The 13,441-nt window shown below is 61.5% G+C and carries 11 protein-coding genes and 1 pseudogene; 1 reads left to right on the forward strand and 11 read right to left on the reverse strand.

The genetic code is table 11. The features are described from left to right. Positions 1–283: carbohydrate porin (locus ACQ4WO_RS27890; RefSeq protein ID WP_436484116.1), on the forward strand; the 283-nt coding region annotated here is incomplete at its 5' end. 109 nt (positions 284–392) lie between these two features. Here ACQ4WO_RS27890 and ACQ4WO_RS27895 read toward each other — a convergent pair. From ACQ4WO_RS27895 to ACQ4WO_RS27945, 11 genes and pseudogenes are all read right to left on the reverse strand, one after another. Then, the gene (locus tag ACQ4WO_RS27895) at positions 393–2,747 is read right to left on the reverse strand and encodes a chitinase C-terminal domain-containing protein (protein ID WP_436484117.1); all 2,355 of its coding nucleotides are present in this window, start codon (positions 2,745–2,747) and stop codon (positions 393–395) included. Positions 2,748–2,850: 103 nt separating this feature from the next. Next, positions 2,851–4,290 (reverse strand): glycoside hydrolase family 19 protein, encoded by a 1,440-nt coding sequence (locus ACQ4WO_RS27900; RefSeq protein ID WP_436484118.1) that lies wholly within the window; start codon positions 4,288–4,290, stop codon positions 2,851–2,853. A 299-nt stretch (positions 4,291–4,589) separates the two neighbouring features. After that, entirely contained in the window at positions 4,590–5,201 is a 612-nt protein-coding gene (gene sorB, locus ACQ4WO_RS27905) for a SorB family sulfite dehydrogenase c-type cytochrome subunit (RefSeq protein ID WP_436484119.1), read from the reverse strand. A gap of 10 nt (positions 5,202–5,211) precedes the next feature. Beyond that, positions 5,212–6,438, reverse strand: a complete 1,227-nt coding sequence (sorA, locus tag ACQ4WO_RS27910) for a SorA family sulfite dehydrogenase catalytic subunit (RefSeq protein WP_436484120.1) — start codon at positions 6,436–6,438, stop codon at positions 5,212–5,214. Further along, complete coding sequence (locus ACQ4WO_RS27915) at positions 6,431–7,858, reverse strand: amino acid permease (protein WP_436484121.1); 1,428 nt, start codon at positions 7,856–7,858, stop codon at positions 6,431–6,433. Before ACQ4WO_RS27915 ends, sorA begins: the two co-directional genes overlap by 8 nt. Before the next feature lie 301 nt (positions 7,859–8,159). Continuing rightward, positions 8,160–8,954 carry an ABC transporter permease subunit gene (locus ACQ4WO_RS27920; protein WP_051959683.1) on the reverse strand — a complete coding sequence of 265 codons (795 nt, stop codon included), beginning with the start codon at positions 8,952–8,954 and terminating at the stop codon, positions 8,160–8,162. A gap of 79 nt (positions 8,955–9,033) precedes the next feature. Beyond that, on the reverse strand, positions 9,034–9,849 hold the full coding sequence (locus tag ACQ4WO_RS27925) for a taurine ABC transporter ATP-binding protein (RefSeq protein ID WP_035828937.1): 816 nt from the start codon (positions 9,847–9,849) through the stop codon (positions 9,034–9,036). Between the two features lie 84 nt (positions 9,850–9,933). Beyond that, the gene (gene tauA, locus ACQ4WO_RS27930) at positions 9,934–10,983 is read right to left on the reverse strand and encodes a taurine ABC transporter substrate-binding protein (RefSeq protein ID WP_436484122.1); all 1,050 of its coding nucleotides are present in this window, start codon (positions 10,981–10,983) and stop codon (positions 9,934–9,936) included. 114 nt (positions 10,984–11,097) lie between these two features. Then, on the reverse strand, positions 11,098–12,537 hold the full coding sequence (locus ACQ4WO_RS27935) for an NAD(P)/FAD-dependent oxidoreductase (protein ID WP_436484123.1): 1,440 nt from the start codon (positions 12,535–12,537) through the stop codon (positions 11,098–11,100). A 25-nt stretch (positions 12,538–12,562) separates the two neighbouring features. Continuing rightward, positions 12,563–12,979 (reverse strand): nuclear transport factor 2 family protein, encoded by a 417-nt coding sequence (locus ACQ4WO_RS27940; protein WP_436484124.1) that lies wholly within the window; start codon positions 12,977–12,979, stop codon positions 12,563–12,565. 278 nt (positions 12,980–13,257) lie between these two features. Further along, positions 13,258–13,441 (reverse strand): annotated as a pseudogene (locus ACQ4WO_RS27945) (sulfoacetaldehyde acetyltransferase); the annotation flags it as partial.

A 13,441-nucleotide genomic window follows, 5' to 3' on the forward strand; every position in this document is an offset into this window, starting at 1 on the left:
CGCGTTCACCGACAACTTCAAGCTGGTGGGCGAACTGGGCACGGACCGCGTGACGCAATCGGGCGGCCAGCCAGCCAAGCGCTTGACCAAGCTGACCATCGCACCGACGATTTCGGCCGGTCCTGGCCTGTGGTCGCGTCCTGAACTGCGCGCTTTCGTGACCTACGGCAAATGGAACGATGCGGCCACCGCGTCGGTCAACGCGTCGAACAACGGCGGCCCGATCTACAACAACAATACCAGCGGCACTTCCTACGGTTTCCAGGTAGAGACGTGGTTTTAAGCTGAAACAACCCAGAAGCAAAGGCTGGGGTCAGACTCAACGGGTCTGACCCCGAAAAAAGGGTGGAACCTCGGTTCCGCCCTTCTCTGTTTACACTACCGGATTCACCTTACGGCAAGGCCACCGGCAGTTCCGGGTACTCCTGCGTCAGCGCGTATTTGGTGCCGCCCACGGTAACCGTGTAGTTGGCCGGTCCCGAGATCGGCAGGCGGTAGTTCAAGGTCAGCGCGACGGAGCCGCCCGGCGCCAGCGATTGCCAGGCGGGAATCGCGAAACGGGCCCGGTTGTAGTTCTTCGTGAAGCCGCCGATATTGTTCGGGCCCGTGTAGCCGGCATTGATGACCGTCAAGCCGAAGCCGGACTGGTCGCTCATGTCCGATGGCGCCGAGACGGGATAGTCGAACTCCACCACGGTACCGCCCGGCAAGGTCGTGGCCGTGTTGTTCTTCACCGTCATCACGGGATTGATGGGGAAGTTGCTGTCGCCCAGCTTCCAGCCGCCGAGGGTGATGCTGACGTTGGCCGCCGTGCCCGGCATGGCGATTTCGGCGCGCTTGTTGCCATACGCGCCAGCCGTGCGGAAGGCCTGGTACAGCACGTCCGTCAGGGTAGTGCCCATGAAATACTCGCCCTTGCCGCCATTGCGCGTGGCATCCCAGGCATAGTCGCCCGCCATTTCCCAGATCATCACGCCGCCGATATTGTTGTTGACGATGTACTGGGCCTTGGCCGCGATCGACTGCGTGGTTTCCGTGGAAATGAACACTTTCTTGGTCGCATTCCACAGCCACGGCGCCACCATGGTGCTGCTGTAATGCGGCACATAGGTGCCCACCAGCGCCTTGTCCGTGACTTTATAGGCGTCCAGGTAGCTCGGCAAGATACCGTTCTGCAAGTTCAGCGCATGCCAGATCGGATTGCCGCCGCCCGGCGTGGGTTTGCCCTGGGAATCGAGATCGAACCACACGTTGTCAATGCCCGTTGCGCCCGTGCCGCACGTCTTGGTGCCGGCGCAGGTGACCGTAGAACTGATCAGCGGCGTCGTGCCCCACAGGCCGTTGGTGCCGCCAGTCACATCCTTCCAGCCCCGCGTGTAGAACGGCACGCCGATATTGATGCGTCCCGCCTGCATGGCGCCCCGGTAGTAGCGGTAAGCCCAGTCCGTGTTCAGGTAGCCGATGTTCTGGAACTGATAGGCATTGCCGGCCCGCAGTTCGCCATCGTTGCCGTCGTCAAACAGCGCCGCGTTTGGTCCCACATACTGGTTCCACGCGCCGTGCAAGTCGTAGCTCATCAGGCTGGCGTAATCGAGATATTTCAACCCCGACATATTTTCCTCGCCGCGCAAGACCCAGCCCGAGGCGGAGCCGGCGATGGTCAGCAGATAGTATTTATTGTCTTGCACAGCCGCTTCGTCGAGCTTCTGGCGCAGTACTTTCAGCAGCAGGTTGTAGCTCGTCATCAAGCCGGCCAGGCGCGGCTTCGAGACAGCGAAGTCGTTCGGATTACCCGCTTCATTGTTGGTGGTCGGGTGTTCGTAATCGACGTCGACGCCATCGAAGAAGTTGTATTGGCGCACGAAGGCCACCATGGAATCGGCCAGGGTATTGATGCCGGCCGTGTTGATGCTGCCGTCCGCGTTCGTCGTGGCCGTGTAGAAGCCGCCGCTGCCGGCCCAGCCACCCACGGAAATCATCAGTTTCACGCCTGGATACTTCTTCTTGTATTGCGACAGCAAGTTGAAATGGCCCTTGTACGGCAAAGACGGGTCCATGGCCGCGGCCGGTACGTTTGGCCACGTCAGGCCCGTATCCGGATTGGCGGCGCCGCTGCCGATGGCGATTTTTGACGTGGCCGGATCGACGGTGGCGAACGCATAGTTCAGGTGGGTGATCTTGTCCCACGGCAGGTTATTCACCAGATACGTTGGGCTGCCATCGACGCCCGTGCGCCAGCTGGCAAAGTAGCCGACGATGCGCCGGTTCAAGCCATTGCTCAGCACTTCGCGGCCATTCGCGTCGTACACCTTGCAATACGGCACATTCGGCACGGCCGAAATCAGGCCGTCCGGACGGCAAGCCGTGGGCGTCGGTGTTGGCGTCGGGGTCGGTGTCGGGGTCGGTGTTGGCGTTGGTGTTGGCGTTGGCGTTGGTGTTGGCGTTGGTGTCGGGGTCGGGGTCGGTGTCGGTGTCGGTGTTGGCGTCGTATCCATCACGGCCCAGGGGCCCCACTGGTCGGTGGCGCTGGGGACATTGCCCTGCGTCCACCACTTGGCCTTGTAGGTGACACCCTGGTAAAGCACGCACTGGCCGCCTGTGTAGACGGTGGCGGCATCCCAGACGGCGCACGCTTCGACGGCGGCGAGCAAGGTGTTCGGGGTGGCGGTCGTACCGTCCTGGCCGCCGCCTCCGCAAGCGACGAGTACGCCGCTGAGCAGGGCCATCAATAATGCATTCGATTTCATGTTGTATTGGTCTCCGTTATGGTTTTACATCGAGAGCTGTTGCAGGCCCCTCGAGGGGCTCTTGTCAACTGTTATCCCTGGCTGGCTAGTCCTGCCTTTACTGCTACTGCAACTTCACATTCCAGTTGGCTTCCACGCATTTCACATAGTTCCCCGCCAGCAAGGCGCTGTACGGGGTTTGATAGCTGACCAGCTGGCATTGGTTCTCGCCACCGGCGCTCCAGTTCTTTTCCCAATAGATGTTGTAGGAAGCGGAGCTGGCCGGGGTGAAGCGCTGCATGTTGGCGCAAGACAATTGTTCGCCGGAATAATCCCAGCCCATGTCGGCGGCAAACTGCTTGTAGTAATCGATGCGGTTTTGCGCGGCCTGCTTTTCCGTGCCCTGCCCGCATTCGGCGTTGATGATCATGATGGTGGTGGCAAAGTTATTGCCGGCGCCAGCCGTCGTATCGGCCGCGTTCGGCACCCACGTGCCGTCAAGCACGTGCAGCATCGACGGTTTCGGCGGTTGCGGATAGACAAAGAAGAACGTGGCCGACGCCAGGTTCAGCCAGGTCGAGGCCACCAGGTCCGGGTTCTTCAGCAGTACGGACTGGTCGCCGTCATGCATGGCTTGCGAGAATGGGCCGTAGTTGTAGTTGTAAGACAGCTGCTTGGCCCCGCGGCCGAAATATTTCTTGAAGCTGCCGTCGGCATTCTTGCCGCAGGTCCACACCTTGTTGAAGACGGGGTCGGCGCACTCGACGTTGTAGCCGCAGCCGGCGCCCGTCTCGTCGCAGCCCAGCTCGCGCAAATACTTCAAACCCTGGCGCCATTGCGGCAGCGGGCTGCTGGCGTTATGGTCGCCCGTTTCCTGCACGAAGTGGGCGAACATGGTGCTCAGGCTGCGGCGGCAGATGGCGTCCGCATTGCGCCCGTCGCTATAGTCGTCGCACACGGCGGGAAACTTGGCCACGGCTTGCAGGAAACGTTGATACGTATAGCTGGCGTCGCGCGCGGCAAAATAGTAATCCCACTTCGCCGCCGGCAGCAGGCGCTCGACCCGCTTGACGTTGAGCGGATTGCTGGCCAGGCCAGGCTGCACGGCCTCGACGGCCGTATTGCCCAGGGTGCGGATCGACGCCTTGACCTTGCGGAAGAAATCGTTGTTCGTCAGCGCCGCCTCGTTCGCTTCGGCCTGGGCCTTGGTGGGCACGCCTGGCGTCGGCGTGGGCGTGGGCGTGGGTGTCGGAGTGGGCGTTGGTGTTGGCGTCGGGGTGGGTGTGGTCGTATCGAGGCTCCACGGTCCCCACTGGTCGTTGTTCGGCGCCGTGCCCTGCACCCACCATTTGGCCCGATACACCTTGCCGTCGTAGACGGCGCATTGGCCCGCCGTGTAGACGGCGCTGGCGCTCCAGGCCGCGCAACTGTCGCTGGCGGCCGTGGCGGCCAGCAGGGTCGAGGGGGGTTCGGTGGTGGAATTGCCGCCGCAAGCGAGCAGCGCGCTGCCCAGCAGGCCAGCCATCACGGGCGAGGCCAGCCGGCTAATTTGCCGTGTCTTCACAATGTCTCCTGAACGTTATACGAAAACTATCGAAGTAGCTTTTTATGTTGTACGTAAAGAAAGCACAGCGAAGCGTCGGCTTTCTGCACAGAGAATGCGACGCCCTAAATTGGTAGTCAAGTGGTTTTATATAACGGTGTTTTTTACAGTACCAGTGCTATTGACAGCCGCGTTCGCAAGCGATGCGGCGGCGAATGGGACAGGTCAAAAAATGCCCGCTGCGTCGTGGCAGCGGGCAATACCGCGCAGGATGGGTGGCGGCAAGTGGTATTAAGGGTCGCCGCGCGTCCGGGACGAACTTATCTATCCAGCACGTACTTCGCCAGGGCCGCCGCGTCGGCTGCACTGAGCTGGCTGAATGGCGGCATGGGCACGGGCCCCCACTTGCCGGGGCCGCCACTGCGGATGTTGGCCGCCACGGCGGCGACTCCGTCCTTGCCCTTGTACCTGGCCGCCACTTCCGCAAAGCCGGGGCCGACCACTTTCTGGTCGAGCGCATGGCAAGCCATGCAGCCGTTCGCCGCCAGCAAGGTTTTCACATCCTTGCCGCTGACGGCCGGGACCGCGGCTGCCACGGGTTTGGCGGCTGCAGCAGGTACGATGGCGCCCCGCTCCACGCCATAGGTTTTCACCAGGTAATCGACCATGGCCGGCACGTCCGCGTCGTCAAACTGGGCGCCAAACGGCTTTTTCATCTTCTTGACGGTCGCTTCCCAGTAGGCGCGCGGCGAAACGGGCGACTGGCTCGATGCATACTGGGCCGCGTGGCATGTCATGCAATTGCGCTGCACCAGCTGGTAGCCGGGCAATTCGCTGGCTTTGTAGGTCGCCGTTTCCGGCGGTAAATGGATTTCCAGCGCGCACGCGCCGCCCGCCGCCGACAGTGCCAGCGCGGCAAACAAGATCTTCATATGGTTCTCCTCAGACTGCCTGGATGCGCGTGGTTTCCACCACGTTGCGCATATAACCCATGGGATTCCACAGGGCTTTCATGGGCTGGCTCTGGCCGATGCGGTTGACGGCGCGCACCATCAGCACGTGCTTGCCCTTGCGCGGCGCCTTCATGACCATCGTCCACTCGCGGAACGAGAAGCGTCCCAGGTCCTTGCCCAGGGTGGCTTCCTGCCAGCTGTGGCCGCCGTCTAGCGAGACCGTCACTTCGCTGATGCCCTGGCCGCCGTCAAAAGCGATGCCGCGCAGCACCAGGTCGCGCCCCGCTTTCACTTGCGCGCCGTCGTGCACGCTGGTAATGAAGGAGCGCACGTTGAGGCGGCTGATCGGCGTCGTCTTGCCCAAGGGCGTGCCCGGTTCGATGAAGCCGGAGCCATTGTCGGGGATGCGGTAGCCCGTGCTCATCCAGAAGCCGTCGAACGGCTTGTCGAGCACCGTGATGTCGCTCAAGTGCTTGACCCAGTAGGTGCCATAGAACCCCGGCACGATCAGGCGCAGCGGGTAGCCGTTGAGGAAAGGAATGTCCTCGCCATTCATGGCCCAGGCCAGCATCACGTCGCCCGCCATGATGTGCTCGACGGACAAGGCTTTTTGAAAGTCGGGGCCGTCGCCGACGGGCGGCATTTCCAGGCCGTTGAACGCCACTTGCACGGCACTGGCCCCAATGCCGGCCTTTTCCAGCACGGTTTTCAGGGGGATGCCCGTCCAGCGGGCATTGCCCATGGCACCATTGCCCAGCTGCCCGCCGTTGGCGCGCGGGGAAAAGAAACCGCGGCTGTTGCCCGAACATTGGGTCACGGCCACCATGTCGACGGGCTCGGCCAGCTGCTTCAGTTCGGCCAGCGACAACTCCAGCGGCGTTTTGACAAGGCCGGCGATGCGCAGCCGGTAGCTGCCGCCGTCTATGCTGGCGGGCAAGCCGCTCCAGTGGTAGCGCACGAAGAACGCGTCATTGGGCGTGATCGCACCCTCGCTGAAAACGCTGAACGGCGTTTCCAGCTGGGGGGGACGGCTGGTCAGCAGGATCAGCGGGCGCTTTTGCGGGAAAGCCACCAGTTCACGCTCGCCATTTTCAAACGGCAAGGTCACTGAGGCGGACTCCGCCAAGGATGGCCCCGCCACAGCGGCAGCGCCCAGGGCGGCCGTCGTGCGCAGGAAGCGGCGCCGGCCTGCGGGCAGCAAGGTCGTGTCAGACATGCTTGAGCTCCACCTTGGCTTCGTTGTCGCCGTTGCGGTCGTCGTTGACGAGCTTCTTGATGTAGTACATGACGCTCAGGATGACCACGCTCAACAGGCCGAACCAGAACGACACGCGCTGTTCCGTATCGGACGACACGCTCATAGCGCCGAGGATCACCAGCATGGCGAAGATGGTGAAATACGTCAGGTAGGGGAACAGCCACATGCGCACCTTGATGCGTTCCGGGCATTCGCGCTCGAGGCGGCGGCGCAAACGCAATTGAGATATCGCAATGAGCAGGTAGACGAACAGGATCAGGATACCGTAGGAATTGACGATGAAGGGGAACACGAGGTCGGCCGACACATACGATACGGCAATGGCGAAATAGGCGAACAAGGTGCTGAACAGGATGGCGCGGATCGGTACGCCGTTCTTGCTCAGCTTGACCAGGCCCGTGGGCGCGTCGCCGCGGCGCGTCAGCGCGAAGATCATGCGCGACGAGGCGTACAGACTGGAATTCAAGGCCGACAGCACGGCCGTCAAAATGATGGCGTTCATGATGTGGGCCGCGTACGGGATATTCATGACGGTCAGGGCGCTGACGAAGGGCGTGGCGATGGCCGGCGAATCCCAGGGCACGATGCAGACGACAACGAACATGGAACCGACATAGAACATCAGCACGCGTGTGATGACGGAATTGGTGGCACGGGCGATGGCCTTGGCCGGGTCCGACGTTTCGGCGGCGGCGATGGTGACGATCTCGGCTCCCGAATAAAAGGCCGTGGCGGCGACGGCGCCACTGAGCACCGGTCCCCATCCATGGGGCATGAAGCCGCCGTTGCTGGTCAAAAAGCCCAGAGTTGGGATACTGTTGGGCAAGCTGCCCGTGATGAACAGGGCGCCGACGAACAGGAAGACGATGATGGCGACCACCTTGATCGAGGCGAACCAGAATTCGAATTCGCCGAACGCCTTGACCGAGAACAGGTTAAGGATGGTCATCGATACGAGCAGCACCAGGCTGATCGACCATGACGGCACGTCGGGCAGCCAGAAGTTGACGAGCTTGGCGCCGGCGATGGCTTCCAGCGCCACGACGACGACCCAGAAATACCAGTACATCCAGCCGCTCATGAAGCCGAGGAATTTCGAGACTTTCGGCTTGTCTTCGAAGGCCAGGCGCGCATATTCGTAAAAGGAGCCGACCACGGGCAGGGACGAAGCCAGCTCGCCCAGCATGCGCATGATCAGGACGACCAGGCCGCCCGTGAGCAGGAAGGATAGGATGGCGGCCGGGCCGGCGGCCTTGGCGATGACGCCGCTGCCGACAAAGAGGCCGGCGCCGATCACGCCGCCAATGGCGATCATGCTCATGTGGCGTTGCTTCAGCGAGTGCTGCAAGCCGGTGTTGTTGTGGTTGTCGCTAATCATGTGTGTCTCCTAGTAATATCTGAAGCTCGGTGCGCCCTGGCCTGCTGCGGCATGTTTCTGCCGCGCGGCTTTGTTTTATTTAGGCAACACCGTCAAGCAGCATCGATACATCATCAAATCAGTCTGGTTGGCTGCATCCCATAAGTCAATCTGGAAATGCAGCGGCCCGGCGCGGTCGCCAAGGGGCAAGCGCGCCGGAGAGTAAGTACGTGGTATTGCTGGGGTATTGCTGAGTTATTGCTGCTTAAAAAATGGGAGCGGCGGCAACACTTGTGGCGTGCGCGCCACTCCCAAGAACGTCTTACACCTTGCCCTTCCATGGCACGAGGGTACGTTCGAGGTAACGCATCATCAAATCAAACAGGAAAGCGAAGAAGCCAATCACGATAATGCCCATGATCACCACATCGCTGGCCAGGAACTCGGAAGCGCTGAGCACCATGTAGCCGAGGCCGCGCGTGGCCGCCACCATTTCGCCGGCCACCAGGGTGGTCCAGCCCACGCCGATGCCGATGCGCATGCCGGTGAGGATTTCTGGAATCGCGGCACGCAGAATCACGTGCACGATGACCTGGAAACGGGTAGCGCCCATCGAGTACGCCGCGTGGATTTGCTCCAGCGACACGGAGCTGACGCCGGCGCGGGCCGCGATGGCCATCGGCGCGAAGATGGCCAGGAAGATCAGGTAGACCTTCGAAAATTCGCCGATGCCGAACCAGATGATGACCAGTGGCAAATAAGCGAGCGGCGGCAGCGGACGGTAGAACTCGATCAAGGGATCGAAGATGCCGCGTGCCACGCGGTTGACGCCCATCATCACGCCGATGGGAATGGCGAACAGGCACGCCAGGCCAAAGGCGCCGAACACACGCACCAGACTGGCGACGGTGTGTTCCCACAGGGTGGCGCCGCCGAAACCGGTGGTCGCCGCCATGATGAACTTTTCATAGACGGCTTGCGGCGACGGCAGGAACAGCGGTTTGACCATGCCGCTGGCCGTCACGCCGAACCACAGCAAGAGCACGGCGATGACGGTGACGGTGGCGATGCGGCTGGAATTGCCCTGCCCCGGCGCGCCGAACGCTTCGCCGGGCATGGCGCAGCGGGGAGCGAACAGGCGGCCTAAGAATCCGGCGCGCTTGGCGGCAGCGGGAGGAAATCCCACGGCGGATGGGCTATGCATGGGACACCTCCAGCTCTTTATTGACAGCGCGCTCGTCGCCATAAATGATGTTGAGCACTGTTTCGCGCATCTTGATGAAGTCCGGGCTCGATTTCACGGCGCGCGCATCGCGGCATTCGAGGAAGCGCTTGTTGAAATCGAGTTCATACGTGTGCGTGATGCGGCCCGGACGGGGCGACATGACGATCAGCCGGTTCGCCAGGAACAGCGCCTCGTCGACGCTGTGGGTAATGAAGAAGAACATGGTGCTGGACTTGGCCCAGATATCGAGCAGCAATTCCTGGATGGTTTCGCGCGTCAGCGCGTCGAGCGCCGCCATCGGTTCATCCATCAGCAGCATGGCGGGATTGCTGGTCAGGGCGCGGGCGATGCCCACCCTTTGCTGCATGCCGCCCGACAATTGATAAATCATATTGTCGTGAAAGTCCTTCAAGCCGACCAGCGCCAAGTTCTTGGCCGCCTGTTCGCGCCGCACGGCCTTAGCCACGCCTTGCAGCTTCAAGCCGAATTCCACGTTTTCCATCACGTTCAGCCACGGCAGCAAGGCATGTTTCTGGAATACGACGCCACGGTCGGCACCCGGCCCTTCCACTTTGTTGCTGCCCAACATGATTTCGCCCTTGGACGGGGCGATAAAGCCCGCCATCAGGCTCAGCAAGGTGGTCTTGCCGCAGCCCGAGGCGCCCAGCGCGACGACGAAGTCGCCGCTATTGATGGTGAGATTGATATTATTTAAGGCATGTACGCGTTCACCGGCCGTCTTGCCCGGATAAATCACGCTGACATCCTTGACGTAGAGATTTTCCATCATGTGCCCCGCATAGGTATAGTCACTTCAGTTCAACGCATTTTGTTCAGTCAGCGCGCCCGCAGACGCGCCATCGCACAACGTTTACTTCAGCAGGCCGGCGGCCTGTGCATACCTGGGTGTCACATACTTGGCGTAATCGGTAGCCAGGGTGTCGATCTTGCCTTCTCCCTTCAAAAATTGCGCCGTGGCCAGCAAGGCTTGCGCCACGCCGCCCTTGGCGCCGCCACCGAGCCAGGCTGGCGACGCCTGCTCCTGCAGCGATGGATAGGCGTACAGGGCCACGGAAGCGGCTACGTCCTTGGCAGCCGCGCCCGAATGCTTGACGTTGGCTTTCACTTGCGGGGAATCGATGGTCCACGCCTTCGGATTGGCGCGGTAGTCGGCGTCGGCAGCGGCCATCACCTTGACGAACTTGGCCATGAAGTCGGCGTTCGCTTCGCCCCAGGCGCGCTCGACGGCCATGCCGTCAAACGTGGCCTTGCCCTTCTTGCTCAGTTCGCCGGACGTGACGAGGACCTTGCCGTTTTGCTTGAGCTTGCTCAAGGCCGGGTCCCACACGAAGGCGGCATCGATGTCGCCACGCTCCCAGGCGGCGGCGATCTGGTTCGGCTGCATGTTGAGCAGTTTCACTTCCGTGGGCTTGATGCCCCACGTTTCCAGCGCGAACATGGTGTGAAAGTGCGTGGTGGACACGAAAGGCACGGCGATCTTCTTGCCGCGCAAGTCCGTGGGCTTGGCAATGCCGGCGCCATTGCGGGCCACCATCGCTTCCGCTTCATTGATGTCGTCGATGATCCAGAACAGCTGCAAATCGACGCCGCGGCTGACGGCTGCCGTCAAGGGACTGGAACCGATGACGCCGATCTGCACGTCGCCGGATGCCATGCCGGTGGCTACCTTGGCGCCCGAGTCGAACTTGCGCCAGTTAATTTTATAGCCGGTGGTTTTTTCCACTTCGCCGCTGGCGATCGCGACGAGGAAGGGACCGTTAATTTCCTGGTAGGCAATCGTCACTTCCTTGCTTTGCGCGAAGGCGATACCGCTGGAAGCAAGGGCGGCGCCCAGTACCAGGGTGCCGAGGACGGCGCGGCGCATCGTTGAAAAACCTGTTTTGCTCGTATTAGTGTTCATGTCTCACTCCAAGTTATTGTTATGTGTGAACGTTCGGGCAATAACATCCTTGCGGATGGCGCCGCTGGCCGGTCTATGCCAGCTCATGCGACGACTTGAACTGCAGTGCTGCTTTTAGAAAACTTCATCTTTCAAGTGATACCAGCGGTACAGGAAGCGCTGGCCCAGGCGGCGGAACGGGGCGAACGCTTGCGACTCGACCAGTTCCATCATGTTCGGGTACGGCAGTTTCGAATTGAAGATCGGCAAGCCCGTGTCGCTGGCCTTGCCCGCGATGCGCTCGGCCATGCGCCGGCCCGCCTGCGCCGAGTACATGACGCCGTTGCCGCCGTACCCGAGCGAATAGAAGATCGATTGCTTCGGGTCCGGTTGCACGATGCGCGGCATCATGTCGTGGCTGACGTCGACCCAGCCCCACCACGAATAATCGATGGCGATGCCCGTCAGCGCGGGGAACTTGCGATGCAGATCGTTGATCAAAAACTGTTTGTATTTGTCGTCCGGCGCGTCGGCGCCCGTGATGGCACTGCGGCTGCCGATCTGCACGCGGTTGTCCGGCATCAGGCGGTAGTAGTGGCGCAGAATACGCGTATCGGTGATCACCTGGTGGGTGCGGAAGTTGCACGCCTCGATTTCCGCCGGGGTCAACGGACGCGTGACGAGCGAGTTCGACAGAATCGGCAGCAAGCGGTTCTTCACTTGCGGATGCAGATGGGGCGAGGTGTAGCCGCCCGTGGCCACGGCCACGGAACGGGCACGCACCACGCCGCCCGGCGTTTGCAGATAATGCACGCCGTTGCGCGTTTCCCAGCCCATCACGGGGCTGGACGGGTGTACCTTGGCGCCCAGCGCGCGCGCCTTGCGCAGGTAGCCGAACGCCAGCTTGCCTGCGTGGATACCGATGCCTTCCGGCTCGTGCAGCGCGCCGGCCGCTTCCTTGTCGTCCACATACTCGCGCTTGACGGTGTCGGCGTCGAGGATGCGCGCGTCGTACTTGAAGATCTCGCGCATGATCTTGGCTTCTTTTTCCAGCGCGGGCATGGCTTTCGCCTTGTGGGCGATGTACAGGTGGCCACCCGGCTGCGGCTCGCAATCGATGTCGGCCGTGATCTTCTTGAACGTTTCCATCGCGTCGCACACTTCCGCGTGCAGTTTCAGGGCCGTGTCCATGCCGTAGCGAGCGATCCACTGCGAGCGTTTCAGGCGGCCCGTCGTGCATTGCGCCTGGCCGCCGTTGCGCGTGCTGCAACCCCAGCTGACCCGGTTCGCTTCCAGCACGGTCGCCTTGATGCCGTGTTCCTGGGCCAGGAAGATGGCACAGCTCAGACCGGTAAAACCCGAGCCGATGATGGCCACGTCGACGTCGATGTCATGCGTGATGGGGCCGTCGTCGGCGGGCGGTTCGCCGGCCGTGCCGATCCAGTAGGTGGGCGCGTAGGCATTGCCGTGGCCGGGACGCTGGGCCACCAGCGGATCGTAGGCGGGATCGTAGGACGTGCGGGCGGCGGTGCTGTTGCCCAATACGTCAGATGGGGTGTCGACAGGTTTGTTCATGATCATTCCTGGTGAACGTACTGGCTCAGGCTTTGTTGCCGGTAGCGACCGGTGGGCGATCCTTGCGGAAGGCATTCTTCACGGCGATCTTGCCGTCGCGGAAGGTGAAGATGTCGACCATGCGCGCTTCGATGCGCGTGCCGTCCGCCTTGGTGCCGGCAAACGTCGACTCCGTCACGCCGCGCTCGCCGCTGACGAAGTGTTCTGGCTTCAGCCAGGCGGCATCGGGGAAGGTTTGCCAGGCCAGTTCGAAGCCGGCGCGCACGGCGTCGCGGCCAATAAAACTCTTGCCCAGCAAATCAGGGCCGGCCACGGCATGGAATTCGCAATCGTCGGCCATGGCGGCCATCAGGGCCTCGATATCGTGGCGGTTCCAGGCATCGCCGAACGCTTGCAGGAAGTCAGTGGTGACGGCGTCGGTGTGCGGTACAGGGTGGTTCATGGTGGTCTCCGTAAATCGTTTTTGATACGCTACGTTCCGTTTTTTGTCTTTTATTGAATTTAAGCCTTAAGCATGGGCTTGTCAAATCAAATAATCCAAAAAACGGGACGCCTTGTATTCTTTAGTGAAATTATGATACTTCCGTGACAATGTGTGAGAATTTCGTCACAGCGCTGTGTCGGATTACGCCGGGCCAGGGCCCGGCTAATCCGATCTACGCGCATGCAGTGGCGCAGGTTGAATTAGCCTGAAAGGCGTAATCCAACAGCCTCAGCACATCAAACGTAATCTTTATATTTATCCAGATGCCGCACAGGTTTGCTCAACGCATCGCGGCGGAACGGGTCGCCCAGCTCGCGCGTGCACATGATTTCAATGATGGTCGTCTTGCCTTCATTCATCTGCATGTCGATCGCCTTTTTCAGCGCTGGGCCCACGTCTTCCAGCTTGTCGACCGTGATG

The sequence above is a fragment of the Janthinobacterium aestuarii genome, assembly GCF_051380835.1.
Taxonomy (GTDB): Bacteria; Pseudomonadota; Gammaproteobacteria; order Burkholderiales; family Burkholderiaceae_D; genus Janthinobacterium; species Janthinobacterium aestuarii.